This window comes from Vibrio sp. MOR3 (assembly GCF_001557775.1).
In the GTDB taxonomy this organism is placed as follows: Bacteria; Pseudomonadota; Gammaproteobacteria; order Enterobacterales; family Vibrionaceae; genus Vibrio; species Vibrio jasicida.
The window spans coordinates 55,431-82,409 of record NZ_LNRD01000005.1 but is presented as its reverse complement, the minus strand read 5'-3'; the positions used below and the strand labels follow the sequence as shown (position 1 = coordinate 82,409).

22 protein-coding genes and 1 pseudogene are annotated in these 26,979 nt (G+C 44.7%); 11 read left to right on the top strand and 12 right to left on the bottom strand.

Annotated features, from left to right (window positions below):
• Positions 1-49: 49 nt before the first annotated feature.
• The 4 genes from ATB76_RS12180 to ATB76_RS12165 form a co-directional block, all read right to left on the bottom strand.
• A complete protein-coding gene (locus ATB76_RS12180) occupies positions 50-538 on the bottom strand; it encodes a GNAT family N-acetyltransferase (protein WP_005441955.1) in 489 nt (162 codons plus the stop codon).
• A 231-nt stretch (positions 539-769) separates the two neighbouring features.
• The gene (locus tag ATB76_RS12175; protein ID WP_179946835.1) at positions 770-1,012 is read right to left on the bottom strand and encodes a glutaredoxin domain-containing protein; all 243 of its coding nucleotides are present in this window, start codon (positions 1,010-1,012) and stop codon (positions 770-772) included.
• A 25-nt stretch (positions 1,013-1,037) separates the two neighbouring features.
• Entirely contained in the window at positions 1,038-1,970 is a 933-nt protein-coding gene (locus ATB76_RS12170) for a ribonucleotide-diphosphate reductase subunit beta (RefSeq protein WP_042600497.1), read from the bottom strand.
• A 52-nt stretch (positions 1,971-2,022) separates the two neighbouring features.
• Positions 2,023-4,281 (bottom strand): ribonucleoside-diphosphate reductase subunit alpha, encoded by a 2,259-nt coding sequence (locus ATB76_RS12165; RefSeq protein ID WP_061035308.1) that lies wholly within the window; start codon positions 4,279-4,281, stop codon positions 2,023-2,025.
• A gap of 465 nt (positions 4,282-4,746) precedes the next feature.
• On the opposite strand from ATB76_RS12165, the gene ATB76_RS12160 reads away from it, so the two are divergent.
• Positions 4,747-5,727, top strand: coding sequence for a rhodanese-related sulfurtransferase (locus ATB76_RS12160; protein WP_061035307.1), 981 nt, complete (start codon positions 4,747-4,749; stop codon positions 5,725-5,727).
• A 78-nt stretch (positions 5,728-5,805) separates the two neighbouring features.
• Here the strand turns inward: ATB76_RS12160 and ATB76_RS12155 are convergent, their stop codons facing one another.
• The 3 genes from ATB76_RS12155 to ATB76_RS12145 all read right to left on the bottom strand — a co-directional run bounded on the left by ATB76_RS12155 (position 5,806) and on the right by ATB76_RS12145 (position 8,756).
• The gene (locus tag ATB76_RS12155; RefSeq protein ID WP_038869021.1) at positions 5,806-6,975 is read right to left on the bottom strand and encodes a DUF1501 domain-containing protein; all 1,170 of its coding nucleotides are present in this window, start codon (positions 6,973-6,975) and stop codon (positions 5,806-5,808) included.
• A gap of 8 nt (positions 6,976-6,983) precedes the next feature.
• Positions 6,984-8,372 (bottom strand): DUF1800 domain-containing protein, encoded by a 1,389-nt coding sequence (locus ATB76_RS12150; protein ID WP_061035306.1) that lies wholly within the window; start codon positions 8,370-8,372, stop codon positions 6,984-6,986.
• A 78-nt stretch (positions 8,373-8,450) separates the two neighbouring features.
• Entirely contained in the window at positions 8,451-8,756 is a 306-nt protein-coding gene (locus tag ATB76_RS12145; RefSeq protein WP_061035305.1) for a DUF6482 family protein, read from the bottom strand.
• Positions 8,757-8,865: 109 nt separating this feature from the next.
• On the opposite strand from ATB76_RS12145, the pseudogene ATB76_RS12140 reads away from it, so the two are divergent.
• From ATB76_RS12140 to ATB76_RS12130, 3 genes and pseudogenes are all read left to right on the top strand, one after another.
• Positions 8,866-10,347: pseudogene (locus tag ATB76_RS12140) on the top strand (deoxyribodipyrimidine photo-lyase).
• A gap of 80 nt (positions 10,348-10,427) precedes the next feature.
• Entirely contained in the window at positions 10,428-10,928 is a 501-nt protein-coding gene (locus ATB76_RS12135) for a fasciclin domain-containing protein (RefSeq protein ID WP_061035304.1), read from the top strand.
• Between the two features lie 41 nt (positions 10,929-10,969).
• Positions 10,970-11,659 (top strand): flavin reductase, encoded by a 690-nt coding sequence (locus tag ATB76_RS12130; RefSeq protein ID WP_038869013.1) that lies wholly within the window; start codon positions 10,970-10,972, stop codon positions 11,657-11,659.
• A 17-nt stretch (positions 11,660-11,676) separates the two neighbouring features.
• On the opposite strand, the gene ATB76_RS12125 is transcribed toward ATB76_RS12130, so the two are convergent.
• Entirely contained in the window at positions 11,677-12,549 is an 873-nt protein-coding gene (locus tag ATB76_RS12125) for a patatin family protein (protein WP_061035303.1), read from the bottom strand.
• Between the two features lie 183 nt (positions 12,550-12,732).
• Positions 12,733-13,374: a MarC family protein gene (locus tag ATB76_RS12120; protein WP_005437917.1), complete on the bottom strand. Its 642-nt coding sequence runs from the start codon at positions 13,372-13,374 to the stop codon at positions 12,733-12,735.
• A gap of 212 nt (positions 13,375-13,586) precedes the next feature.
• Here ATB76_RS12120 and nfsA point away from each other — a divergent pair, with 212 nt between their 5' ends.
• From nfsA to ATB76_RS12095, 5 genes are all read left to right on the top strand, one after another.
• Positions 13,587-14,309: an oxygen-insensitive NADPH nitroreductase gene (nfsA, locus tag ATB76_RS12115; protein ID WP_061035302.1), complete on the top strand. Its 723-nt coding sequence runs from the start codon at positions 13,587-13,589 to the stop codon at positions 14,307-14,309.
• Positions 14,310-14,868: 559 nt separating this feature from the next.
• On the top strand, positions 14,869-15,990 hold the full coding sequence (locus ATB76_RS12110; RefSeq protein ID WP_061035451.1) for a polysaccharide export protein: 1,122 nt from the start codon (positions 14,869-14,871) through the stop codon (positions 15,988-15,990).
• 72 nt (positions 15,991-16,062) lie between these two features.
• Positions 16,063-16,503, top strand: a complete 441-nt coding sequence (locus ATB76_RS12105) for a phosphotyrosine protein phosphatase (RefSeq protein ID WP_038881349.1) — start codon at positions 16,063-16,065, stop codon at positions 16,501-16,503.
• Between the two features lie 30 nt (positions 16,504-16,533).
• Positions 16,534-18,684, top strand: a complete 2,151-nt coding sequence (locus tag ATB76_RS12100) for a polysaccharide biosynthesis tyrosine autokinase (protein WP_061035301.1) — start codon at positions 16,534-16,536, stop codon at positions 18,682-18,684.
• Positions 18,685-18,857: 173 nt separating this feature from the next.
• Positions 18,858-22,925, top strand: a complete 4,068-nt coding sequence (locus ATB76_RS12095; protein ID WP_061035300.1) for a hypothetical protein — start codon at positions 18,858-18,860, stop codon at positions 22,923-22,925.
• Positions 22,926-22,973: 48 nt separating this feature from the next.
• Here the strand turns inward: ATB76_RS12095 and ATB76_RS12090 are convergent, their stop codons facing one another.
• Both ATB76_RS12090 and ATB76_RS12085 read right to left on the bottom strand, forming a co-directional pair.
• Entirely contained in the window at positions 22,974-23,348 is a 375-nt protein-coding gene (locus ATB76_RS12090) for a hypothetical protein (RefSeq protein ID WP_061035299.1), read from the bottom strand.
• A 4-nt stretch (positions 23,349-23,352) separates the two neighbouring features.
• The gene (locus tag ATB76_RS12085) at positions 23,353-23,661 is read right to left on the bottom strand and encodes a monooxygenase (RefSeq protein WP_038881345.1); all 309 of its coding nucleotides are present in this window, start codon (positions 23,659-23,661) and stop codon (positions 23,353-23,355) included.
• Positions 23,662-23,770: 109 nt separating this feature from the next.
• Between ATB76_RS12085 and ATB76_RS12080 the strand changes: the two genes are divergently transcribed.
• Both ATB76_RS12080 and ATB76_RS12075 read left to right on the top strand, forming a co-directional pair.
• Complete coding sequence (locus tag ATB76_RS12080) at positions 23,771-24,661, top strand: LysR family transcriptional regulator (RefSeq protein WP_061035298.1); 891 nt, start codon at positions 23,771-23,773, stop codon at positions 24,659-24,661.
• A 231-nt stretch (positions 24,662-24,892) separates the two neighbouring features.
• Complete coding sequence (locus tag ATB76_RS12075; protein ID WP_061035297.1) at positions 24,893-26,164, top strand: DUF1835 domain-containing protein; 1,272 nt, start codon at positions 24,893-24,895, stop codon at positions 26,162-26,164.
• A 9-nt stretch (positions 26,165-26,173) separates the two neighbouring features.
• Here ATB76_RS12075 and ATB76_RS12070 read toward each other — a convergent pair whose 3' ends face one another.
• On the bottom strand, positions 26,174-26,770 hold the full coding sequence (locus ATB76_RS12070) for a TetR/AcrR family transcriptional regulator (RefSeq protein WP_061035296.1): 597 nt from the start codon (positions 26,768-26,770) through the stop codon (positions 26,174-26,176).
• Positions 26,771-26,979: the final 209 nt, after the last annotated feature.

Genomic DNA, 26,979 nt, shown 5'->3' with positions numbered 1-26,979 from the left:
ATCACGAGATAGAGAGGCGTTTTTGATTCGATTCAGGTTTAAATTAGCGCTAGTCTTTGACTCGCTTGGTCATCATTTTGGTGATCACGCGGTAACCCATCTTATGGTAGAAATCTTCGCCTTCGTGATTAAATGACGCCACGGTTAAACCAAGCTCTTCAATATCTTGGCTGCACAAATCACTCTCGATTTTATCCATCAAAGACAAGCCAATACCTAAGTTACGATGGCTTTCAGACACCACCAATTCATTGATATAACCGACGCGTCTTTCTGGAGAGAGAATCGAGTTAACCTCTCGCACGGTGCCAGAAATAAAGCCAACCACCTGTCGGTTAGAACAAGCAATAAAAGCCGTGATGCTGCCATCAAAATATTTATCGAAGATGTTGCGATCTTCCCTTAACTGCGCCATTTCTTCCGGAGAACGGTAGAAATCTGGCTCAGCATTATAATGAGAGGTGTCGAGTTCGACCAAGAGCGTTTTCAACAGTGGGACGTCTTCTTCTCTTAGTCTTCTGATATGAAACTGTTGCATGTTGAATTCCTTTGCCAACCGACCTGTATCAAACACAGATCTTTGCTTCAACTGATTATCGGATAAGAAGTTTTAGGAATGTGAAGCGAGTCAACAGTACAAATTTCGACCATTTATGTCGAGTACGTTTTCAACAGTTTTACGAGTTTTTACTGATAATTTGAACATCCACAAAATTTAAGTGGAAATAAAAATCCCCTTTTCTCAATAAAAGGGGATTAGAGACCTAATTTAGAAAGCGGCATTTCGCTCAAAAGAGAGTGCCGATTTTAAGCGACTGAAATCACCAATCGGTTCGCCATCAAGCATAAACTGTGGGTAGCTTCTTGCGGTTGGGAATAACTCGAACAAGGTTTCCCGATCAAACTCCACATCCAACTTGAGCGTTGCCACGTTAAAGCCCTGATTTTGCAACCACATTGCTGCGGTTTCACATTGGGAGCACTGCTCCTTGCTGTACATTTCTATTTTCATTACTCTTCTCTGCTATTCCTTGCCGTTAGAAATCCGCATCAAAACTCAATTGGCGATCTTGAGGTCGCTTGTACTCAGTAACACGTTTTTCAAAGAAGTTGGTCTTTCCTTCCATGTCCAATAAACGCATGTAATCAAATGGGTTTTCCGCACCAAAGATCGGGGAGAACCCAAACAAACCAGCGATAACATCGGCAGTGTGCTCAATGTATTGGCACATCAGCTCAGCATTCATACCAATCAAGTCCACTGGTAGGGCTTCCGTTACAAACTCTTTCTCAATTGAAACGGCTTCACGGCAAATCTCTTCAAACTCTTGTTGCGTCACCTTGCCTTGACCTAAGGTTTTGAATAGCAGCGCAGAAAAGCTAAAGTGCAGCCCTTCATCACGAGCAATCAAGTCATTACTTGCCGCCAAACCAGCCAGCAAACCACGTTTACGGAAGTAGTAAATGGCACAGAAGCTACCAGCGAAGAACAAGCCTTCTACAAGACCAAAGGCGATCAAACGCATTGCCAATGGTTTATCGGAAGAGATCCACTTCATAACCCACTCCGCCTTACGCTTTACGGTCGGGACGTTTTCAATCGCATTGAACAAGCGCTCACGCTCTTCAACATCGGGGATGTAAGTTTCGAGTTGCAGCGCGTAAGTTTCTGCATGAATGACTTCATTAAATGCCTGCAAAGCAAGGAAGCAGCGCGCTTCTGCGATTTCAATTTCGCCATAAAATCGAGTCAACAAGTTTTCGTTGATCATCCCTTCGCTCTGAGCAAAGAACGCCAACACATGTCGAATGAAGTGCTTTTCGCCTTCGGTCAACTTGGCAAGATCAGCAAGATCTTGAGCAAAATCGAGTTCTTCTGTGGTCCAAAAAGCCGCTTCGTGCGTTTTGTACGCTTGCCAAATCTCTTCGTATTGAATGGGGAACAAGCTAAATTTATTTTTAACAATCATACCGTTTCCTTACTTTCGGTTGATGTGAATATTTTTAATTGACGAGATAGGTTTATGCGCCGCAGTTTAGGCAATCTTCATCTTCACTTTGCTGACCAACGGTGACTTTCACCGCATTAGTCGATGGCTTAGAGCGCAAGTAGTACATGCCGGTTTTCAGACCACGTTTCCACGCGTAGAAGTGCATCGCATTGATTTGGGCGAACGTTGGTGATGCGAGCCATAAGTTGAGGCTCTGCGATTGGCAAACAAACGGGGCACGAGCTGCCGACATATCAATGATCACTTTCTGAGAGATTTCCCACACGGTGCGATACACGGATTGAAGATCGTCGGGAATGGCATCGATGCCTTGTACTGAGCCGTTATTAAGAATAATGGCGTCACGGATTTTGCTCGTCCAAAGACCACGCTGTTCCAGATCGCTCACCAGATGTTTGTTGATGATGATGAACTCACCCGACAATGTTTGGCGTTTATAGATATTGCTGGTTTGCGCTTCAAACGCTTCGTTGTTGCCTAAAATTTGCGCTGTCGACGCCGTTGGCATTTGAGCAATCAGTAACGAGTTGCGCACACCATGCTCTGCGATTTGGCGCTTGAGCTGTGACCAATCCCAGCGGCTGCTTGGTTGTTCATCCCACAGATCAAATTGGAGCTGACCATGACTGATCGGTGAGCCGTCATAACTGGAGTACGCGCCTTTTTGCGCCGCGATTTCACAAGACGCTTCAAGGGAGGCGTGATACATGGTTTCCGCGATGTCACGGTTAAGCTGCAATGCTTCTTCGCTATCGAATGGAAGGTGCATTTTGAAAAACACATCCGCCAAACCTTGGATACCCAAACCAACAGGACGATGCGCGTGGTTCGATTTTTCAATCTTATCGGTTGGGTGATAGTTCACATCGATAACGCGGTCGAGGTTCTTAATCGCGACTTTGGTGACTTGGTGAAGTTTGTCGAAATCAAACCCCGTGTCTGTAACGAACTTAGGCAGTGCCATAGACGCCAAATTACAAGCCGCCGTTTCATCTGGCGTCGAGACTTCCATGATCTCTGCGCACAAGTTACTCGACTTAATGGTGCCGAGGTTCTTCTGATTCGACTTTTCATTACACGCATCTTTGTAGAGCATGTACGGTGTACCCGTCTCAGCTTGCGACTCAATGATTTGCGTCATCAATTGGCGAGCTTTGATGGTCTTCACACCAAAGCCCATACGCTCGTATTCTTGGTACTTCTGAGTAAAATCAGCGCCGTATAAATCAGACAAACCTTTGGTATTGTGAGGGCTAAATAGAGTCCATTCCGCGTCGTTTTCAACACGTTCCATGAACAAGTCTGGCACCCATAGAGCAAGGAACAAATCACGTGCTCGGAACTCTTCTTTACCGTGGTTTTTACGTAAATCGAGGAAGGATTCGATATCCGCATGCCAAGGTTCCAGATAAACCGCAAACGAGCCCTTGCGCTTACCGCCACCTTGGTCAACATAGCGGGCCGTTTCATTGAAAACTTTGAGCATTGGCACGATGCCATTCGACACACCGTTAGTACCAATAATTGGCGCCCCAGTCGCTCGAATATTGTGGATGTGTAGCCCAATGCCGCCCGCCGATTTAGAAATCAGCGCACAATCTTTGAGGGTGTCGTAAATGCCGTTAATGGAATCTTCTTGCATCGCTAATAGGAAACACGAAGACAGTTGCTGCATCTTACAGCCAGCATTAAACAGCGTTGGCGTAGCATGAGTGTAGTAACCAAGGCTGAGCAAATCGTATAGCTCTCTAATTTCTTCAAGATCGTCACCCGCGACAGCGACTGCCACACGCATGAACATATCTTGTGGTCGTTCAACCACCACACCTTTTACTTTCAATAGGTAGGAACGCTCGAGAGTTTTGTAGCCGAAGTAATCAAACTGATAGTCACGTTTGTAGTCAATCATCTCTTCGAGCGCAAACTGATTCTTGGCAACAAAGTCGACGTAAGCTTCGGAAAGAATACCGATTTCAGAGAGCTCACGTGTTGCAGTAGCGTATCCGCTGGTCTCTTTTTGCAGAGAACTCACCATCACGCGAGCCGCAAGCTTGGCATAATCAGGATGTTCCGTCGCTAGGCTTGCTGCCGTTTCAGCGAGGAATACATCGATTTCCGTCACCTTAATGCCGTCGTACAAACCGCTTACCACGCGTTGTGCAACCGCAATAGGTTCAACTTTTAGTCCATCAGCCAGCGCTTCGGCTCTTCGAGTTACCTTATCTAGACTGGCTTTTTCTTTCCGTCCATCTCGTTTTATAACGTCCATAATCTATATCTTGTGTGTAGTTTAAATGTTGAGCACCATATGTACACAATAGATCTAGATGATAATAGTTATCATTACAAGTAAGTTTTTTAAAAGTTAGAACTGAAGATGGAGAGGGTAAGGAAACATATTGACACTGACACCAAGCTCGATACGAACAGCAATCAGAGGCAAGCACCGCAAACGTGATAAGGTGATGAAGTTTTCCACAAAGCTTTAATTTTCATTAACTTAGTTCATTTCTAGAAAAGAACTACAAATGTGATCTAGTTCAAATTTTCATGCCCATTAATTTCCAATGTTACGCGCCAAGATTTGTCGAAAAAATCGCCTGATCAATATGACTGAAAATATCCGCATAGTTTGTCCGTATTTCCGACTAAATTACTCAGGTATACTCCGAGCCGCTAAAATTGTTAGGTATCGAGTCGTCGAACCATCGACCTTTTAAAGTAAGGAATAATCATGAGTCAGTATGTTGTCTGCGCCCTGTATAAATTTGTGGAACTGGAAAACTACCAAGAGTTACGCGAGCCATTGCTTGCCCTAATGGAAGCCCACGGTGTACATGGAACGTTGCTACTGGCAAGTGAAGGTATTAACGGTACGGTTGCAGCGAAACGCGAAGGTATTGATACACTGCTTGCATGGCTAAATGCCGAGCGTCGCCTTACTGGTATTGTTTACAAAGAGTCGTACTCAGATACACAGCCGTTTAACCGCACCAAGGTAAAACTCAAGAAAGAGATCGTGACATTGGGCGTTGAAGGCATCGATCCTCGCCATGTCGTTGGCACCTACGTGAAGCCGCAAGATTGGAACGATCTGATTGCTGATCCAGAAGTTTTTGTGGTTGATACTCGTAACGAATATGAAATCGAAATCGGAACATTTAAAGGTGCAGTTAGCCCAAATACTGACACGTTCCGCGAATTTCCTGACTATGTAAAACAAAACATGGATCCAGAGAAACACAAAAAAGTCGCGATGTTCTGTACTGGTGGTATTCGCTGTGAAAAGTCGACTGCTTACATGAAAGAGCAGGGCTTTGATGAGGTGTACCACCTAGAAGGCGGTATTCTGAAATACCTTGAAGAAGTACCAGAAGAAGAAAGCTTGTGGGAAGGCGATTGTTACGTATTCGACGGTCGCGTTGCGGTGAACCACCAGCTGGAAAAAGCAGGTTACGACTTGTGTAATGCTTGCCGACTGCCAATCACGGAAGAAGACAAACAATCAGAGCAATTTGAGCAAGGCGTAAGCTGCCCGAAATGTTTTGGTAAACACAGTGAAGAGCAAGTAGAGCGCTTCCGCGAGCGTGAAAAGCAAGTGTCGTTAGCAGCGGTTCGTGGCGAACAACACGTCGGTGGTGAAAGTGCCAAACAACGTAAGCAGCGACGCGCAGAAAAGTTGGCAAAGAAGGACGCACAGCGTAAGCAAGCGTAAGATTCAAACACATTAATCACAAACGCCCCGCTTCTGGCTTGGAGACGGGGCGTTTTTGTTATCGTTGGAAGGTAAAAACTAAGATGATCGGATAAGGCCTGCGTAAGCTTTATCTGAGCCGCTGTCGGGAAACACGCTTTCTAGCGCACTCGATTCTATGCTCATGTGTTGCTGTAGAACGGCTTTGATCACCGCCCTCATATCATTAGCAGGGGCTAAGTCTCTCCCTTCATAAAGCTCAGTTTGGGCAAGCCCTGGAAATTCTCCCAATACCTTGCCACCTTCGATGGCTCCACCAGCAATAAACATGGCGTTTGCTGTTCCATGATCGGTGCCTTTGGTTCCGTTTTCCGCTGCGGTGCGTCCAAATTCACTTGCCGCCATCACGACAGTTTTCGACCAGTTATCCCCTAACGCTTTCTTTAGGTTGGCAAGACCGTTATCCAATTTACGCAATTGATTGGCGAGCCTTCCTGTTTCTGCGCCTTGGCCAGCATGAGTATCCCACCCTCCCAGTTCCAATACCGCGATGTTAGGGCCACCTTCAGTAGAGAGAAAAGTTCCCGCTTGAGACGCCAAGACAGGAAACTGCTTACCGGGACGATTTCGATTCGACATCATTTCGATCTTCAGCGCTTCTTCAAAATTACTCGCAAGCTTCTCATCACTTTGAAACAAAGCCTCTAGCAGCTCCACTTGGCTGTCTCGCGCTTGCAGATTGTTTGGATACCAACTGCTGACCGCCTTCTCTCCTTGAACAATCAAAGGTAACCCTGAATCGATCGCCAAACCTTTCGACTTGGCATCCAGTTGCAGCAATCGGTTTAACCATCCATCACGATGTAACGGATTGTCTGTGCCGTTCTCCAACACCTTTTGCCCATCAAAATGAGAGCGCTCACGATACGCGGTGGCACAAGCATGAATCATCGCCATCTGCTTATTTTGATACCACTCGAAGCTGGTTTTCATCGCCGGATGCAAACCATAAAAATCGTCGAGTTTATTCAGTTTTTCTGTTGCTAAACCAATCGTCGGACGGAGAGCTAAATACTGCTTATCAGCATAAGGAACCACAACGTTTAATCCATCCATCGCACCCCGCAACGTAATCCAAACAAAGATATTTGGAGAACTTGATTGAGCAAAGACTGCATTAGGCAACAAGCTTGTTGCGCCCACGGCTAAAGCGGATTTTAAAAATTGTCGACGAGTCGATGTTAAGTTCGTTTGTTTATCTATTGTCATCACCCACCTCATCGATACTGAAATTGCGGACTAAGCCAAAGTAGAGAAAGCTTCATCTCTGCCGATGGGGCTTTGTTCATCACCAACCTTGTGTGTTCGTCTAACGCATTGCCGTAAAGCTGCTGGCTAATTTGCTCAACAAAAGCTTGTGGTTTCACACCTTGGGACTTGGCACTTTTCACCGCCAGTCGAGCGATTCGATTCGCTAACTGCCACCGCTGAGTTAGCGCCGATGGACTGTTGTAATCCGCGTCTTTGTCTGGCCAACCAGCAGGAGAACCCGCCATAAAAGGAGGCTGCCCTAAGCTTCTTTGCGCACCGAGTAATTTATTCCCAGACTTGCTCATTTGCATATCATTCGATTCAGGAAAACGGACATCAGCACTGCGCAAAACCGCGAATAACCACTCTTGAGAAGTGCGAAAGCGCATCGCTTCTGCCGATTGGCTCAAAGCGCTTTGAATCAACAATCGATAAACCGGGAGCAAATCCCCTTTGCCTTTTAGGTAAGCTTGGCTGAGCGGTTCAACCAAGGCTTCACCGGAAGGTCCTAGGAAATGCTGCACCAACTTACGTGCAATATGTTTTGCAGTATCAGGATGAAGCGCAAGATCTCTCAAACACGCTCGTCCTTGTTCAATACCTTGTTGAAAATAGCGCTTGCCAAGCAGAGTTATCGAGCCTGGCTCATGGGTTCTTGCATTAAATTGGAAACCAACTTTTGGCGCTTTGAATCCAACGCTCCAGCCAGTAATGGCTTTTGCCAGCTCAATTACGTCTTGTTGTGTATATTGGCTATCGACACCAAGCGTATGCAGCTCCATGATTTCTCGCGCGAGGTTTTCATTGAGCCCTTTACCCTGTTTCAGTCCTTGTTTGGAGTTCGGTCCTACCGACAAGTTGTTATCCAGAAACATCAGCATGGTTGGGTGCTGACTCACCGCTAAGAGCATCTCAACAAAGTTGCCATTCCAGTGTTCTCGAATCACTTCATTTTCAACGCTAGCCACAATCGGACGCACCTTTCGTGTGTCTGCCGATATGGCAAAATGGTTGCTCCAAAATTGAATCAAGCGTTCCTGAAATCCACACGGAGTGTGCAAAGTCTGTTGGTTGCGAGCCTCGACTTGTCGCAAATATTGCTCACGAAAGAACGCACCAATTTGCTTTTGCACTTCACGTTTTTTGGTAGGGGATTGTTTGAGCTCTCGTTTGGTGTTATTGAGCTTTCTCAGTTTCAACAACACTTCGTTTGTACTCGGCAACTTGGTTATTGCCTCATGCCAATAGGTATTGCTGCTTAGTTGCTTTTCTAAACTTGGCGAACTGTGTTGATAAAGGGGCCCAAAGCCGAACCGCTGCTCAGAGATAATGTCTTGAGTTGGGTAATACTGCATAGCCGTTTCCGTGTGATGCTTTATGTCAGTCTAGCAAGCATCACATGGCGTCGAGTTCAATTTTTGGTTATTTCTCAGTCAGTAAAGCTGGTTATCACGCAGAGGAACCTCTAATTCATTGGTACCATCTTTGGATGTCTGCCCAACCATTTCGTCATAGGCACTTTGTTGGCGAAGTACCTGCTGTTTCGCTTTCAAGTGACGACATTGCTTTTGCAACTCCAGTATCGAATGCGCTCTCAAAAACTTGCCTTGATCATCGGTAACAAAGTGTTCCTCTCCATCGACTAAGACAGATACTTGATACAGAGCGAGATCGAGAGAGGGGATAACGAGCTTGTCGATGTAGAAGAATTTTTCCAATTTACTGAGCGGCATAGACATAGAGCACCTCCTTGCTCCGTGCCTTCACGTCAACCGTAATAAAATCGATCACCGAGTGAGAAATTTGCCTCCCTAATGCGTAGAAATCGGAAAAACAGTGAGGGGCACAATGCAAACAATCAACTTAGTGTGGCTAAAACGCGATTTACGCCTGACCGATCATACGCCTTTGCAACACGCTCTATCTTCAGAACATCCAACTGTGCTGCTTTATATTGTCGAACCCATGTTACTGGATGACCCACATTACTCTGCTCGTCACTGGCGTTTTATCTGGCAATCACTCCAAGATATGAACGAAACACTTTCGGCTCTTGGTCATCAAGTGTCCGTAATGTCGGGTAGCGCAATAGATTGCCTCAGCGCGATTCAGAATCAGTTCAACATCAACGCTATTTTCTCCCATCAAGAAATCGGACTGCGTTGTACGTTTGAACGAGATAAACAAGTATCAAAATGGCTTCAATCACAAGGGATTCCGTGGCGCGAATTTGAACATGGCGCCGTCATTCGAGGAGCAAAAGACCGACTCGGCTGGGATAAGCATTGGGATACGGTTATGCGAGCCGAGATTGAAGATATCGACCTTGAAAGTGCTTCTCTTATTACCCTCGATGTTGACGCACTTGGTTGCTCGTTTACGCCCCCTCCTTCTTGGTTAGAAAAAATAAAAGGCATGCAAACGGGCGGGAGTTCACTCGCTTGGCAAACCATGGAAGACTTTTTTCAACGCCGAGGACGAGATTATTGCCGAAGTATTTCTAGCCCTACAGCATCTCGAACCGCATGTACTCGCCTCTCTCCCTATCTCGCATGGGGCAATATATCGCTTCGAGAAGTTTACCAATACCTGCTGAAACATTGGCAAGTGGCAGGGTTTCGTCGCAGCTTAATTGCGCTGTCTTCGAGACTGCATTGGCATTGTCACTTTATGCAGAAGTTTGAATCCGAATGCGAAATGGAGTTTCGTTGTGTTAATACGGCTTATGAACCTTTATTACATCAAGCAAACGTCAGAGATGCGGCACTCTTGGACGCTTGAAAGTCAGGCACAACCGGGATACCGCTCATCGATGCTTGCATGCGTTGTCTTCATCACACCGGATACATCAACTTTCGCATGCGCGCGATGTTGGTGAGTTTTTTAACGCATCATATGAACATGGATTGGCGCGATGGCGTCACTCACTTAGCTCAGTTGTTCCTCGACTTTGAACCGGGTATCCATTACCCACAATTTCAAATGCAAGCAGGAGTGACCGGCACCAATACGATTCGCATCTACAATCCGACGAAACAAGCACAAGAGCACGATGCTAACGGTGAGTTCATTCATAAATGGATTCCAGAACTTGCAATGGTTCCCACGCCCTTGTTGTTTGAACCATGGAAAATGACCGCAATGGAAACCGTCATGTACCAATTGGATCCCGATTCTCGATATCTCGTGCCCATCGTGGATGTAGAGGCAAGCGCAAAAGCAGCAAGAGAGCGATTGTGGGCATGGCGCAAACGCACAGAAGTGAAAATAGAAGGAGCGAGAATTCTGGCGCAGCACGTTCGGCCTTCGAGCAAAAAGAAAGCAAGTTGATCGCCCAGAAAGAAGCGCGCGTACAAACAAAGGCTTTTATCAGGGAGAGAGCGGTACCCAAACAACGAAAGGAATGCACAATGTTAAAACGTATTTTGGTTACAACCACGGTTATGTTTGCCACTTTTTCATTTTTAATGCCAGCGCAAGCCCATGAACACGGAATGATGAAAGAAGATATTGTTGATGTCGCCGTTGCAAATGGCTCCTTCAACACCTTGGTGGCAGCAGTCAAAGCCGCAGGCTTAGTAGACACGCTTAAAGGAGAAGGCCCATTTACGGTGTTTGCACCGACTGACGAAGCATTTGCTAAGCTTCCAGATGGCACGGTTGATATGCTGCTGATGCCAGATAACAAAGACAAGCTGGTCGCGATTCTTACTTACCATGTGGTTCCGGGCAAAGTGATGGCCGCAGACGTAGTGAAAATGGATACAGCGACGACAGTCCAAGGGCAAGACGTGATGATCAAAACTATGGGCGATAAAGTGATGATCAATAACGCTACCGTGATTGCTACCGACGTCAAAGCAAAGAATGGCGTGATTCATGTCATTGATGAAGTCATCATGCCGAAATAAAATCAACAAGGAGGGCGGGTTCACCCGCCCCTTTCAAGGATATGGAAAACATCAAACTTTCGAAGCACGACATTCAAGCGATGGAGCAACGCCAACGCACCCGATTGATAAACTCTCTAGCGGGATACAAAAGCGCTAACCTCATCGGTACAAGAGATAGACAGGGGCAAGAGAACCTTGCCGTGGTGAGCTCGGTGGTTCATTTGGGTTCGCATCCACCTCTATTCGGTTTTATCGTTCGTCCGCGCAAAAGTCGCCGTCACACACTAGAAAACATCCTCGATACCAAGCATTTCACCATCAACGCTATCGGCGTCGATTTTGTGCAAAAAGCCCATCAAACCTCCGCGCGCTACCCAAAGCATATCTCAGAGTTCGAAGCAGTAGGCCTGACACCTTATTATGATGATGCGTTTCCTGCGCCTTTTGTCCTTGAAAGTAACCTCAAGATGGGCCTAGCTTTGAAAGAACACATCAAGATTGAGAGCAATCAAACTGAGATGTTGATTGGTGAAGTGTTAATGGTGCACGCACCGGAAAGAGCGATCATGCCAGATGGTTATCTTGATTTGGAACTGCTCGACTTGGTGACCATTTCTGGGCTTGATAGTTACCACGTGACACAGCGACTGCATCGACTAAGTTATGCCAAACCTGACTCTCGTCTGTTCCCCTTAACAAGAGAGGGAGAACCTTCGTCTTGGGGAGCGCTTGAAGTCGATTTGGACTAACTCCTCATACTCAAGAACTAAATACAAAAATGGCAGTTTTCTCTGTCCAAGCCGTGTTCACCAGCCCGGTTGGTAAGGTGAGCGCGTCCTGCTTCCAACCCCATTTCATAGCCTTCGAGCAAGACAGATTGACGCATAGACAATCGCTGAACGTTGAATTCATCTGGCGGAGCAACTACGCGAACACGTGTTCCTTCGGGAGGATTGCGAATGAACTCAAGCGACTCATTGTAGTTCTCTGAACGATGAAGCATAGCCTCTGCCATTTGTGGATGTTCAGCGAACAGCTTCTTCATTAACCAAGGCGTCTTCACTGGCTTTTTCTCATAAGCCAAAGGATGAGAAAGAACAACCGTGATATCACGAGCACCACGACGATAGGCTTCTCGTACAGGAATGGAATCCGCCACACCACCATCGGTATAACAACCACCGGAGAAGCACGGGGTATGTTTGTAAGCAATAGGTAGAGCAGTTGTTGCTTCCATCGCGTTGTGGAAGTTATGACGATTCACTCGGTAGTAATCCGCTTTACCTGTATTTATGTTCGTCGTTGCCGCTAAGAAAGGAATGCCTTCAAACAGTTTTGCTTCATCGACTGGGTACAAACGATTTGACTCTTCAAACAACCATTTCACGTCGATCAAATCTCCACCTTTCAAAAAGCGTGTAGGATCGAAAAAGCGTTTGCTCGTCGCTAACTTGGTGATGACGTTAATGCTACGGTGCGGATAATCAGTGAGATAACCGATCAAGTTTGAAGCCCCAGCTGATACGCCAATCGCAAAATCAAATGGTTTATAGTCTTGCTCTAAGAATGCATCTAATACGCCGCTGGCAAAGACGCCACGCATTGCGCCACCTTCGACTACGATTGCTTTTGTTGCCATGTTTCCCCCCAATAAAGACGTTAAAAAGATTACTGAAATTCGTGCTACAGCAACAATCGGTTATTCTTATTATTGAGATAGGCGAAGTCTATGTGTTTCTTGCCCTTTAAGTGGAAACTTAGGATCAAAAAATCCACATCAACCAAAACGTTGATGTGGATTTGCAGTCGTTCAAATCAGAGATTACGCAAAGACGGTTTTATACGCTTCGGCAGCACCTTCAATAAACATCTGTGTGCCAATCACCGCAAGGATCAAACCCATCATTTTGGTGATCACATTCAGTGCGCTTGGACCAACGGCTTTCACTAACTTGTCACCAAACAAAAACAGGACATAAGTCATCACACAAAGGACTGCGAATGAAGCAATGGTAATGATGGTTTCGGTGATTCCACCCGTTGTTGCAAAGTTCATCGCTGTCGCAAGTGTTCCTGGCCCCGCCAATATCGGCATGGCTAATGGTGAAACGGCAATGCTCAACGCGGCTTGTTCTTGCTCTGGTGAATAAGCCTTTTCCTTAGTCTTCTTGTGTGTCGATTCCCCTTGCAACATGTGGAAGCCAATGAGGAATACTAAGATACCGCCAGTAATGCGCAGTGCGTAAAGGGTAATACCAAATAGGTCAAAAATGACTTTGCCAGCAATAGCGAATACAGCAACGATAACAAAGGCGATAAACACAGAGCGAAACGCAATTGAGCGCACGGTTTGCTTGTCTTCGTCCGCGGTCAGGCTTAAGAAGATAGGGATGTTAGCGATCGGGTTCATGATGGCAAAAAAGCCCATGAATACAGTGACAGTATGAAGTATCAGTTCTTTCATGTTTTCTACATTTGGTAAGTTATTGATTATTAAAAATCATTATATACCCAACTTTATAAATAACGTCACTTTATGTTCGCTGCACTTTCCAAGCGCCTCACCTTTTGCTTGTCGCCACAGTTTGAAGCGCATGCTGGTTTACGCTCAATATAAATAGCGTTATGGTGAAGATTCAGCCAATACTAAGAACAAACTAAGGAAGTTGATTGATCATGAACAGTACGATTGAAACCATTCTCGGTCATCGCTCTATTCGTAAGTTCACCTCTGAGCCTATTGCAAGTGAACAACTACAAACGATTCTCCAATCCGGATTAGCCGCCTCTTCTTCTAGCATGCTGCAAGTGGTCTCTATCATTCGTGTGACAGACACAGAAAAACGCAAACTGCTGGCACAATACGCTGGCAATCAGGCTTATGTTGAAAGTGCCGCAGAATTTTTGGTGTTTTGCATTGATTACCAGCGTCATGCAGCCATCAACCCAGACGTTCAAGCCGACTTTACTGAACTGACTCTGATTGGCGCTGTGGATTCCGGCATCATGGCGCAAAACTGTTTGTTAGCTGCCGAGTCTATGGGGTTAGGTGGCGTATACATTGGTGGCTTAAGAAACAGCGCAGCACAAGTCGATGAGCTACTCGGTTTACCTAACAACGCCGCTATCCTGTTTGGTATGTGTTTGGGCCACCCTGATCAAAACCCAGAAGTAAAACCACGCTTACCCGTTAACGTTATTGTCCACGAAAACCAATACCAAGCGCTGAATGTAGACGATGTGCAAGCCTACGATCAGACCATGCAAGAGTACTACGCGAGCCGTACAAGCAATCAAAAGCAGAGCGCATGGTCACAAGAAACCGCCGGAAAGCTATCTGGAGAGTCTCGCCCGCACATCCTGCCTTATCTAAACGGTAAGGGATTGGCTAAGCGATAATGAGAAAGTTCGTTTAATCGACCGAAAGATCAAAAAAGGCCTCGGATGAGGCCTATTTCACAAGAAACCATTCATGCAATTTCCACACATGGCATCAGCATCAAAGTCTGACCATCTTCGGTTTTATTTTTGTCAAAGCCATAACAAATCCATATTGACTGAGAAGAAAAAATAAGATCTAAATCACAATACACAACAAAATAAATAAATTTTATCTTTAGATATACCGTATTTATAACTAATTGAATTTTACGAAAAATACGCAATTTGTGAGCCAATACCAAAAATTAGAGCCAATTAATAAAGCTCTTCATCAAATAATCTCCACTCAGACCCCATAAATATAAAAAATAGCTATATATCACTAGCGTTTTATTAATTTATCGTCTATTGCCCCGACAAACGAAATTCTTTAGAGTGCGCTCGCCGGATGCAACCCGTTTCCTATTGAGCATTCTATAAATTACAATTAATTATCGTGCCATATAACGTGTTGTTATTTTCTGGAAATATAATGTTGCTGTTAGCAACTAACTCTATACGTCAGATGAATAAAAGCATGAACTCCAATTATAAAAAGCTAGGCACTTTACTCCTTTCCTTTGTACTTCTTACCGGATGTACAGTACCGGGCAGTCACTTATCCACGAGTGGTAAGCGTATCGTTGAGGACGGCAGCACCAACACAGCTGCAGATTTCAATGTATTTCCACTGACTCTTGATAAAGTCTCACAGTTAAAAAACTCGGATGTCGAAACCAAAGCGAACCCAACGCTTGACCATCAACTCGCGGCTTACGAGTATGAAGTCGGTCCTGGCGATATTCTGAATATCACTATTTGGGATCACCCTGAGCTTACTATTCCTGCTGGTTCTTATCGCAGCTCTGCAGAAGCAGGTAACTGGGTACATGCAGACGGCACCATCTTTTACCCATACATAGGTATTGTAAAAGTCGCGGGTAAAAACGTCCGACAAATTCGAAAAGACATCTCCAAAAAATTGGCGAAATACATCGAAAGCCCTCAAGTAGATGTCAGTGTTGCCGCATTCCGTTCCAAGAAATCTTATATAACCGGTGAAGTTAATAAGCCAGGGCAACAAGCGATCACCAACATCCCTTTGACTCTGCTAGATGCCGTGAATCGTGCTGGTGGCTTAGGTCAAGACGCAGACTGGCGTAACGTCACACTCACACGACAAGGCAAAGTCGAGAACATTTCTCTCTATGCATTAATGCAAGAAGGCGACCTTACTGAAAACCGATTACTTCAACCTGGCGACATCGTGCATGTACCAAGAAATGACACTCAAAAAGTGTTCGTCATGGGGGAAGTTAACGATCCCAAGCTATTGAAAATGGATCGCGCAGGTATGAGCTTGACCGAAGCTCTAAGCAATGTTGGTGGTATCAATCAACTTTCTGCAGATGCGACTGGTGTGTTCGTTATTAGAAAAGCACAAGACAATCAAGCATTAGGCGATATTTACCAACTCGATATATCTGACGCAGCCGCGTTAGTAATTGGTACTGAATTTGACCTAAAGCCTTATGACATCGTGTATGTCACTGCGGCACCAGTCAGTCGTTGGAATCGTGTTATAGCACAACTAGTACCAACGATTTCAGGCTTCAATGAGCTTACAGAAGGTGTGCTTCGTGTAAGAAATTGGCCGTAGCTCAAGCATTATTGACAGGGCTTGTCTAGAACAGGCAAGCCCTGTCGGAAAGTTATTGATAAGGAATAAATCATGTTTTCAAACATTCTTGTTGTGTGTGTAGGTAACATTTGTCGCTCTCCGACAGGAGAACGAGTGCTTCAACAGCTTCTTCCGAATAAAACCATTTCTTCAGCAGGTATTGCCGTTGAGAAAAGCCGCCTAACTGGGAAACCAGCGGATGAGACCGCAACGCTGATTGCCTCAGAAAAAGGGTTTTCTCTCGAGAATCACCAAGCGCAACAACTGACTGCGCAGCTGTGTGCGAAGCAAGATCTAATCTTAGTGATGGAGCAAGGTCATATTGATGCGCTGACTAAGATCGTTCCAGAAGCCAGAGGCAAAACTATGTTATTTGGACATTGGATGAACGCAGCCAGCATTCCTGATCCGTTCAGACAAAGCAGAGAGGCCTTTGATCATGCGTTTTCTCTAATTGAACAATCCGCCCATGCTTGGGTAAAAAAACTATAACTTCAGATTACTTGGCGAAATAAAAAAACAATGGCTAACCAAACTATAAGTTCATCTGCACCAACTGATGATGAAATCGATTTAGGCAAACTGTTTGGCATATTAATCGATGCTAAATGGTTCATCATTGGTATTACGCTTCTCTTTGCTACATTAGGCATTGCTGTTGCATTGCTATCTACACCAATCTACAAAGCCGATGCGTTGATTCAGATCGAACAAAAAAGCTCTGGCGGCATATCTGCGATGGTTGGCGACATGGGGGATCTTTTCGCTGCCGAATCCTCAGCAACTACAGAGATTGAAATCATTAAATCTCGCATGATCCTTGGCGATACCGTCGATAAGTTTAATTTAACGACCATAACCACCCCAAACTACCTAGCGTTCATTGGTAAAGGTCTGGCTCGCATCAATGGCACTCAAGATTACATTTCAGTATCAAGTTTCGTCATCCCTCGAACCGCACAGGGTTTCAAACATCACCTTGTGGTAACGGATGCTAAGAAAGGTACTTTTGATCTGATGATTGAAGATCAAGTGGTGCTTTCTGGCGTTGTTGGTCAGACGATTGAAATGAATGGCTACCACATCAGAGTTAGTGAGTTAGTTGCACAAAACGAAGACAGTTTTTCAATCAATAAAATCAGCAAGCTTGATGCCATCAACAGACTCGCTTCACAACTATCAATTTCAGAGCGTGGTGCCAAAACAGGTATTGTGTCACTGAGTATCGAAGGCGAATACCCTGAACGTAACCAGCAAATCTTGAACGATGTTGTTCAAAACTATTTCCTTCAGAATGTGAGAAGAAACTCAGCAGAAGCCGAACAAAGTTTAAACTTCCTCAAAGATCACTTACCTGAAATCAAAGATAAGCTAAATGGCTCAGAAGATGTACTGAATCGCTTTAGACAAGAAAACGAATCGATCGACTTAAACCTTGAAGCACAATCGACACTCAAAGTGATGGTCGCACTTGAAGCGCAACTGAACGAACTGACATTCAAAGAAAGTGAAATCAGCCAGAAGTTCACTCAGGATCACCCAGCATACAAATCGCTACTGGATAAGCGCCAGACGTTACTGCAAGAAAAAGCTCGTTTGAACCGACAAGTTCAAAAACTACCAAAAACGCAGCGTGAAGTCCTACGTATGACGCGTGATGTCGAAGTGAACCAACAGATCTACATCCAGCTTCTAAACAAAGTTCAAGAGCTGAACATTATTAAAGCGGGTACCGTTGGTAATGTACGTATTATAGATAGTGCACAGTCTTACGCCATTCCAGTGAAGCCTAAAAAGCCTCTTATTGTTGTTCTAGCAACACTATTAGGCGGAATGGTGGCCGTTGCTTTTGTCCTTGTGAGAACAGCTTTCCACCGTGGTGTAACCTCTCCAGATGAGATAGAACAAACAGGTATCTCTGTTTATGCCAGCGTTCCTAAGTCCGTACAACAACTGGAAGTCGCTAACAAGCTTAAGCGCAAGGGTAATAAGGACCTACTGTTACTGGCAGAAGAAAACCCAGCGGACCTTTCGATTGAAGCATTACGTGGACTTCGTACTAGCCTTCATTTTGCGATGATGGAAGCGAAAAACAACGTACTGATGATCTCGGGTCCTGCGCCTTCAATTGGTAAAACATTCGTATCGACAAACTTTGCAGCAGTAGCAGCTAAGACAGGTCAAAAAGTTCTGCTGGTCGATGCGGACATGCGTAAAGGTTACTTGCAGCAATGTTTTGGTCTGACGGCTGATAACGGTCTTTCTGATTTCTTAAGCGGCAAGATTGGTCAAGAGACTGTAATCAAACAGACTAAAGTTGAGAACTTGGACGTTATTACTCGTGGTCAAGTACCACCAAACCCTTCTGAGCTTTTGATGCACCCACGATTTGTTGAGTTTGTAGAAAAAGCGTCGCAAGAGTATGACCTAGTTATCATCGATACACCGCCAGTATTAGCAGTGACTGACCCAAGTATCGTTGGTGCGATTGCAGGCACCACTCTGATGGTTGCACGATTTGACCAAACGACATCAAAAGAACTTGAAGTCGCTCGTAGCCGATTTGAACAATCTGGCGTAGAAGTTAAAGGTGTAATCCTTAACGCCATTGAGAAAAAAGCCGCAAGCTCATACGGTTATGGGTATTACAATTACGCCTACAAGAGCGAGTGATCCAACCAAGTAAGAACCTGCCCTGCTGCTATTGCGGGGCTTTTTTCAATGGTTATCACAATCTGAGCAATCAAAGCTGTCCTCTTTATAAATATCTCCATCTTTTCAGTGACATAAATATCAGCTCTACTTATTCTCACAACTCTTATGTGAACAGTTGTAGTGCAAGTATTATGTCAGTTGCTTTAGATACCCAATCTATGGTCGTGGAATACGACCCTCAATCTTTCGAATCTTTACGCCAAGCCCTAAGACACTATCGAGAAGCCCTTCTGCAAGAAAATGCCTTTGATAACTATCATTGTCATGTTCGCTTCCAAGTAAATAGCGGGAGTGACGATCAAATTGGCTCATTGGTTGAAAATAAAATTGCTCAAAAAGTGTTTGCTTACATTGGCTACTCGTACATAAGTGATATTCAACCAACTCAGTTATTAAACAGCACCTATTTAACCAGTGAAGGCGCGTTTTTTCTTCGAGCATGTCAACATCAAGCACTAGAGTCTGAATTAGAGGAAACGGCTAAATTGATTTGCCACCTCGCTAGACAATTTAATGACTCTAGTGAGATGTGGGTATCTGAAGAGCAAGTATTTGGGTTGTTACCACTTTTGATTGTAGGGCTCACGTTCCCTCGCTTGGCTTTTTATCTTGGCGGTTACACCATCCCATATTGGGACAGTGAGCACGCTCCCCACGGTGAGTTTGCACTAGGAATTCTGACAAACCATTTGGGTTATACCCACGATACACTGAAAGCATTTTGCTACTGTGATAACAGTGCTGCTCGAGGATACATGTTTGATGATTCTAAACATGAAAGTGCAAGCGACCTAACGACTCGTAGCCAAGTCACTGGATTGCTTAAAATCTTCCGCGAAAAGCCTCACGAGTTCGAAGTATTTCGATCTTTGATGAAGCAACGCTTCGCTGATCAAGACTACCTACAATATACAGATGACTCTCGCTACTATGTTGAACGCCCAGTAGACCGATTCATCTATTCCATCATGTCGCCCATTCATGGCATTGATATCGATGATCATGAAGTAGATTACCACGCGGTGATGATGAGCAACTTTATTGACTCATCAGCAGAACAAGCAGCGATGGCACTTACCAGTGAGATCGAAGCATATCTGGGTCGTCCAATTGTTCCACCCAAAGTCATCGAAAATGAAGATGACTACTACCGTGATCACTACTACTATCGAGGCACCGGTATTGCGCAATGGAAGTCATTCATTACCGAAGGTTTTAATGAAGGGAAAACAATTTGGCATTACATCGAGAGTGGGGAAGATGCACAAGTCCTAGATGTGATTGAACCGTGTAACATTCAAATCGCTGCGAGAAAAGGTAACTTCGATATCTCCGAGAAATTCGAATATTACCTCGGCAGCTATGACTCTTATCACGAAGAGTTGATGACCATTGCCGGTGACATCCTACACGATTGGCACAATGAAGACTTGGATGACGCAGCGATAGCGGAAAACAATCAAAAGATCTTGCGCTTGTTTGACGTATTACATTGTTGGAACAGCAAAGCGTCTTTTCATGCCGATGTGGCTCATGGGCTTGTCCACGACTTTGAGCTCATAAGTGATGAGGATTTCACCCAACGCTATAACGGTGATTGGAAGGCGCAGTTTCTAAACTATGTCAAAGAATGTGGTGCATACCGAGACAATATTCGCCAGAAAGAGACCCAGCTTGCCCATGAGTTATTGAACAAACATCGTGAAGAGGCAACTGATCTTCTCGAACAATTGGCTGACGCGTTTGATGACGAGTTTAGCTTAGCCAGTCAACTGGCCTTCTGTGCTGGCATGCTTTACCACGATAAAAAGCACGGTATCAACGACAGGACAACAGAAGCATTTGAGGACAAACTTGCCTCAAGCCTAAAGTCAGAGCTTCTTCTCGCTTTGAGTGAAAACAGTCGATTCCATTGTATTGAGACTGCCGAGAAACGTTGGCGATACGTTCCTCTCACAGAGGAAGAGGAGTCCCAAGCAAAACAAGATTGGAAAATCGTCGATGCATTTCTAAACAATGAAAGCGATGATTTCGATGTCACGCTAAAATCTTTTAAAGACAACATCGAACAGCTCAGTGACAGCAGACAAATCAACAAAAATCAGCCTTATTATGAGTTTCTGCGTGACTTTGACGACAAAGCCCAAAAGCTATTAGTTGCTGCTCATGTTTGGGGCTCACTACAAAATACTCCTGAGCAAATCTATTGCCATCGCTTACTTTTACTCTGGTTGGCATCAGCTCCGGCGAAAGTCACTCGGATGCTGTCTTATTTTTATTGCGATCGTTATGGAGAGTTAAGCGATCAATCACACTCATTTGTCGATGACTTAGAATATCATTCAGAGATCGATAAACTGACTGGGCGCTTGGAATTACTATTGTCTCAAATCGATCGCAGAGAAGTTGATGAAATCAGTTTGATGGACATGTATTTCGATCAGTTCGAAGCGCAGCAAAAAACAGAACAAAGCAAACAGTGCGTTCGATCAGCACTAAAACAACTCCGTCCGGATGCTAAGCTGCGCTTCTTCGAGCTGCTGGAGCAACGAAGACCAAATATCAAAACCAGTTACTACGATGAAGCGCTCTTAGACTCTATTTGCTACACCGTAAGTGAACAAATGGGACGTCGTTACCCTAATGGTTACGCCATCACCAAAGAGCAATCCAAAACAGTAGAGTGGATCACTGCTCAGATCGCCCAAACGATATTGCTCAACTCAGAGCAATTACAAACGTTACTGGATACACTAACAACTAGCTTCATCAGTGATTTTGATACCTGTTACGGAATTCCTGGTATCGATGAACTGTATTGGAAAGCCTCACCGCACATCCAAGATAACCTCTTGCGATTATTTGCTCTTAATCCTAGCCTAGGGTTGAAGCAACTTGAGAATGAAAGAGTGCTTTCTCTACCTGAATTATGTCAACAACTGTATGAACGCGATGCGCAACTGATCGTCTTACTCAAGTATGCAATTAAGCAGCATTGGGTCGATGCGATGCCTTGGTTTGCCAAACAAACCGAACTAAAGCGCTATACAGACCAATTGGAGATAAGCCAACTACTTAAGTTTATTGAGTTGGTCGCTAACCTCCCAGAGTTCACAACACTCATCAGTGAATATGCGCAGTACGCATCGTTGAAAGTCCAGCAGCTTGTAGCAGATATACAGGCTGGAAAGTATCGTCATGCCGCGCTTTCTCCTTTTGAGTTGCTCGATTGGGGCATTTACCATATTCCAGAAGATGATGACCCAAGCGAATTAATAAAACAAACCACCCTAGTCCGTGCGGAAAATCAACGTTGTTTTGGGCTTCGTATCGGCTATTTCCCAGAAGACGGTGAGGAAGATAACTACGAACAAGAGGTAAACTTAATTGTTCGCCTAGATCACCCGTATAGGGCCTCGATAGGAGGCTATTCACACGAATATGAATCCTCCATTAAAGTAAATCACTCCAACTGTTTGACTTGGAACCTAGGCGAAAAAAGTTCTAACTCTACCGGCGTCTATCGATATCGAATTTATCATCCAAATGGCGACTTGCTTGCGGATAAAGTATTCCATATCGTCGATGACAGTCCTAGGCAAATGGCGCTACTGGAAGAAGCTCAACAGAAAGCACCATTTGAAAGCTCTCACATTGGTTCGATTTGCCTTAGTCAAGGGCTTCTCGATTTTGTGGATGCGAAAACGAAGCCGTACGGAATGATCTTTGATTGTAAGTTGCCAGAAAAGCCGATGCCCGTTCACTGTCATACAAAAGACAACCAATTGGAAGTCGCTGAAATACACGTCACTCCTGCCGAACCGACACAGTGGTTCTATGCTTCAAACCCAACTTATGCTTTTATGGAACAGCGCGTGAAAAGCCGAGTGCTTCTCGTTGGTAGTACAAGCACCATAACCGAGACTCAATCAAAAAAATCGCTATGGAAAAATGCGGTCAAACAGAGCTCCCCCGTTGCTCTCATTCAACCAGATGAAACAAAAGCCAACAATATTGCTGCAATTTATCTCGATAAGTGTGGAGCGAAGGTGTTTTATGGTTTTGATGAGAAAGACAACTTATGTCGTATCGCGGTAATGAACGTTAAATATGGTTTGGCTCGGCGCTTCTTCATCCGTGTCATGAACCGTATTGCGAAAAAGATAATGAAAGATGGTGGCGAGTTTATGCCTCATTAAAAATGCAAGCCCCGCGCACATCGCGGGGCTTTCTTGATATGGTTTGCTCTACGATTGTTTCTTCCATTGAATAAAAGTAAGCACACTCAGTAATAAGAAGAAAGCAGGGTCACTCCAACCAAAGCCGACAAATACACCGGTAATGCCAGCATAAATGGTGATCACAACGCCTAAGAGATTAGTGGTCAACAGCGCTTTGAACAGTTGCTTGGCTGTAGTGCTAGGTTCCACATCACGTAACATCAAACTGACCGCAGCAATCCCACCTAAAAAGATCGACGTATGCTGCGATAAAAACAGCGCATATTGGTCGTTAATTTGTACGCCATACATCGGCCACATCATGGTCGGAACAAAAAACAGCGCAAAAGCAAATAACATATAAATGACGCCATGAACGGTTAGAAAAGTTCGGTTAGTCATAATGTTACTCTCCGATTGGACCTTGGTTGATGATGCTCAGCGGCGTATTGATATCAAATATCTGGCCTCTTACTTCTTCTACACCCATCTGTTTCAAACGAGCAGTGTGCATTTCGAGATAAGCTTGCGCCGTGGCTTCATCTTCAAAAAGATAGATACCACCACCGAGTTTGTCTTTTTCGCTTTCCGTCCAGATTTTCCAAATCATGCCCGGCTCTTGGTTAATTGATTTCGCTAAATCGATCAGAGCATTCGACATCTCTTCACCAAATGGGCCATGAAATTCAAAATCAACTTGCAGTAATTTCGCCATCTTGAGTCTCCTCTTATTATTGACTCGCTTTCGATGAAAAGATTATTGCCTTTATAAAACTGACAAAAAAGTTCATAATTTTGCCATTACCTGTCGAAAAAACTGACCAATGAGACTCAAAACAACCCTAGAGCAGTGGCAAACACTACAAGCAATTGAACAGGCAGGAAGTATTCAATCAGCCGCAGTAACGCTCAATAAAAGCCATACCACGCTTATCTATTCGGTGAAAAAGCTCGAAGAGCAGCTCGGCATTAAGTTGATAGAAGTGAAAAGCCGAAAAGCAGGGCTAACCGAACACGGTAAAACCATGCTTCGACGGGCTCAGTCAATGCTTGAGCAGGCTCGTGAACTTGAAATGATCAGTGAACAACTAAATAGCGGTGTAGAGTCGCAAATTACGGTAGCTATCGATCACCTGTGCGATCCAAGTTGGCTCTATACTCCACTTAGCGAATTTCTCACACAAAACAACACAACTTCAGTTCAAGTCGTAGAAACCTCTCTGAGTAAAACCACAGACATGGTAGTGAATGAATTAGCAGACATCGCGATCATCAACCTTCCCATTACTAACTACCCAGCAGAAGCGTTCGGTACGACCACGATGGTGCCAGTGATTTCGGCACATCATCCGCTTGCGCGAAAACCACAAGTGTCACTGGCAGACTTTGCTACCACCAGCCAGATTGTGGTGCGTGATCTAGGAGACTCTGATAAAGCGAAGCAAAATGTGGGCTGGCTGAGAGCGCGCCAGCGAATTACTGTCGATAATTTTGACCACGCTTTCAGAGCCGTAGAACAAAGTGTCGGGTTTTGTCGGTTGCCTCAACATCTGGTCGAATATCGTCAGAACAACAAAATCAAAGTACTAGAATTAGAACACTCCAATCAGTATCAAGTGGCTTTGCACCTTACATTACCTAAAGGTGCAAAAAGTGGCCCCGCTGCCCTTGCGCTATACCAAGCTTTGCTAAAAAGCGCCGAATACCGAGCTTAATCCTCTTTGCTCCAATCTTTTATTTTGTGACACCATTCTCTCGCAACGTATTGCATGACAAAGCTTGAGCACCTAATATCAGGGTGCTCAAGCCTAAAGCGCCCAACACTCGCGGAAAGAACTCAGTTCATGGCAATTCAACTTCCCTGCTCTCATTAGCAGGAACAATTTGTTTTTACCTTCTTTATAGCTTCTGCTAAGGCGAGTGTGGAAGAATAAGAAAGGTGAAAAATGCAATCTCACAACAGCTTCTCAATTAATCTAAACCAGCAAAAATCCTTGGCAAAAAAACGCTTGAAAGCGATCCGCCAAAATAATGAAGATACCTTAAAGCTGGTTAAGCAGTTTCATACTCAGCCAGAAAAGCTCACGCCAGAATCAGTCAAACTTTCGGATGTGCAACACGCCTTAGCAAGAGAGCTTGGTTTACCTAGTTGGAGCAAGTTAAAAGCGCACGTGGAAAAACTCGAATTCCATAAACGTGCCATTGATAATCAAGAAAAGCCACTCGATGCCGAGTTGACAACGCTACATGTACGCTGCGGTCATGACATTCAGCAGCAACTAAAGACATGCGGTTTCGAAGGTGACTTCTTGCCCATGATTGATCCGTTGTGTATTGGTCCAATTCCCGATGATGACAACACGTTTCTTGCCCTAAGAGCACAATACGTTGTGGACCGATTGCTGCCTGTTATGGGGAGAAAAGACTCGGTGCAAGAGGTAGCGCAGTTTGAGCAAGACAATATCCATACCCTGCTCGACGTGCAGTATGAACGTATCGTTTTTTGGGTTGAACATGATGCCTACGATCAATTCATGCTACTTCGAGGGCTCTCTCTGCTAGAGGAAACCGAAGGCAAAATCATTGAGATCATCGAATTCAATCAGTTTCCGGGAACCGAGCGCTTTATTGGTTTTGGGCAACTGCCCGCAGAAGCCATTCGCTCTTGCTGGCAACACCGAAAACCTGTCTCTGCAAAACTATTAAGTCAAGCCGCGCGGTGTTGGCAAGCGTTAACATCCCCCACGCCGGATTCACTTTTGAATTTAATCAAACATCACGAGTTAGATTGCTTGCCAAACATCAAAGCTGTATTAAAACGGCACCTTCAAGAATTGCCTCATTCGAGTTCAGGGTTGAGCCTCACACAAAGATTGGCATTGGAAACATTAGCTAAGCACAGCGTCCCAATTACGGTCAAAGATTGGTTTCAGCAGTACCTCACAAAGGAACCACTACCAACCTTGGGTGATGTGATGTTTTACGCTTTGCTATTACCACTCTCCCAATACGAAGAACCGCTGTTTACGATAAGTGAACTCGAGAAAAACTGGTGGGAACATCAAGTTAGTTTAAGTAAACAAGGTCAAGCATGCTTGAATGGTAAATGCCGAGCCACACAAAGTTACTGGGTTGGAGGCATCCGCAATCAAAGGCAAGACTTCTGGACATGGGATCACGAGCAACTGCCTACATTGCGTCGCTTAACCACAAATTAGAGATAAGAGTTAACAACAATAACCATTGAAAAACAGCGTCAGGATTGATTCAACGGTTTCCTTGCGCTGTTCTTCATTTGGTACATCTTGATTCGCCACCAGTTGTGGCCACAAAAAGTTGCCCTTGAGCAAACACATCAGCATGTTACTCATCATTGCAGGATCAAGAGGTTTGAATTTTCCGTCTGCAATCGCCTCAGCAAACCAAGCTTGGAGAAGTTCATCTTGACGTTGAAGTTGATGAAGGTAGTTTTCGGCTAAATCCGGTGTACGCATAAACTCACTGATCACCATTTTAGCCAAAGGCAAACCAAAGTCTTCGTACATAGAATCCAGCTTAGAATACAAATAGTCACGAAGCTGAGATTCTATATCCACATCTTGTCTGTATGTGAGTTGCAAACGCGCTCTTTGTGTTTCAAGCACCGATTGGATCGACTCAATAAACAACACATCCTTACTTTCAAAATGGCGATATAAGGTTCGCTTTGATGTTGCTGCTCGCTCACACACTCTGTCCATATTCGCACTGCTATAACCGTGTTCAATGAACTCTTGTTGAGCTGCTTCAATCAGCGCTAAGCGTTTCTTTTCTGAAAGTTTCATGGTCCTAGATTCACCAACCTCATGTAAGTGGATGCAGAGTATAGCGCACAACAATCAAAAGTATACTTTGAAGTTTACTTTCTTAATTTTAGGAGTAAGATGCGCTCGCCGACGTTAAGATTCCACGAAAATACCAAACAATAATCACTCTTAACTCACGCTGTGGCGCTTCGTCCTTCTGATGAAGCTGTGATTTTTCCGTGACACAA

Bases quoted from the DNA above. Each gene is read 5' to 3' on its own strand.
- nfsA (WP_061035302.1), top strand. From the start codon at position 13,587: ATGAACAGTACGATTGAAACCATTCTCGGTCATCGCTCTATTCGTAAG.
- ATB76_RS12130 (WP_038869013.1), top strand. From the start codon at position 10,970: ATGGAAAACATCAAACTTTCGAAGCACGACATTCAAGCGATGGAGCAA.
- ATB76_RS12135 (WP_061035304.1), top strand. From the start codon at position 10,428: ATGTTAAAACGTATTTTGGTTACAACCACGGTTATGTTTGCCACTTTT.
- ATB76_RS12120 (WP_005437917.1), bottom strand. From the start codon at position 13,374: ATGAAAGAACTGATACTTCATACTGTCACTGTATTCATGGGCTTTTTT.
- ATB76_RS12145 (WP_061035305.1), bottom strand. From the start codon at position 8,756: ATGTCTATGCCGCTCAGTAAATTGGAAAAATTCTTCTACATCGACAAG.
- ATB76_RS12110 (WP_061035451.1), top strand. From the start codon at position 14,869: ATGAACTCCAATTATAAAAAGCTAGGCACTTTACTCCTTTCCTTTGTA.
- ATB76_RS12090 (WP_061035299.1), bottom strand. From the start codon at position 23,348: ATGACTAACCGAACTTTTCTAACCGTTCATGGCGTCATTTATATGTTA.
- ATB76_RS12095 (WP_061035300.1), top strand. From the start codon at position 18,858: ATGTCAGTTGCTTTAGATACCCAATCTATGGTCGTGGAATACGACCCT.
- ATB76_RS12170 (WP_042600497.1), bottom strand. From the start codon at position 1,970: ATGATTGTTAAAAATAAATTTAGCTTGTTCCCCATTCAATACGAAGAG.
- ATB76_RS12100 (WP_061035301.1), top strand. From the start codon at position 16,534: ATGGCTAACCAAACTATAAGTTCATCTGCACCAACTGATGATGAAATC.
- ATB76_RS12125 (WP_061035303.1), bottom strand. From the start codon at position 12,549: ATGGCAACAAAAGCAATCGTAGTCGAAGGTGGCGCAATGCGTGGCGTC.
- ATB76_RS12175 (WP_179946835.1), bottom strand. From the start codon at position 1,012: ATGAAAATAGAAATGTACAGCAAGGAGCAGTGCTCCCAATGTGAAACC.
- ATB76_RS12155 (WP_038869021.1), bottom strand. From the start codon at position 6,975: ATGACAATAGATAAACAAACGAACTTAACATCGACTCGTCGACAATTT.
- ATB76_RS12075 (WP_061035297.1), top strand. From the start codon at position 24,893: ATGCAATCTCACAACAGCTTCTCAATTAATCTAAACCAGCAAAAATCC.
- ATB76_RS12160 (WP_061035307.1), top strand. From the start codon at position 4,747: ATGAGTCAGTATGTTGTCTGCGCCCTGTATAAATTTGTGGAACTGGAA.
- ATB76_RS12105 (WP_038881349.1), top strand. From the start codon at position 16,063: ATGTTTTCAAACATTCTTGTTGTGTGTGTAGGTAACATTTGTCGCTCT.
- ATB76_RS12085 (WP_038881345.1), bottom strand. From the start codon at position 23,661: ATGGCGAAATTACTGCAAGTTGATTTTGAATTTCATGGCCCATTTGGT.
- ATB76_RS12070 (WP_061035296.1), bottom strand. From the start codon at position 26,770: ATGAAACTTTCAGAAAAGAAACGCTTAGCGCTGATTGAAGCAGCTCAA.
- ATB76_RS12165 (WP_061035308.1), bottom strand. From the start codon at position 4,281: ATGGACGTTATAAAACGAGATGGACGGAAAGAAAAAGCCAGTCTAGAT.
- ATB76_RS12080 (WP_061035298.1), top strand. From the start codon at position 23,771: ATGAGACTCAAAACAACCCTAGAGCAGTGGCAAACACTACAAGCAATT.
- ATB76_RS12150 (WP_061035306.1), bottom strand. From the start codon at position 8,372: ATGCAGTATTACCCAACTCAAGACATTATCTCTGAGCAGCGGTTCGGC.
- ATB76_RS12180 (WP_005441955.1), bottom strand. From the start codon at position 538: ATGCAACAGTTTCATATCAGAAGACTAAGAGAAGAAGACGTCCCACTG.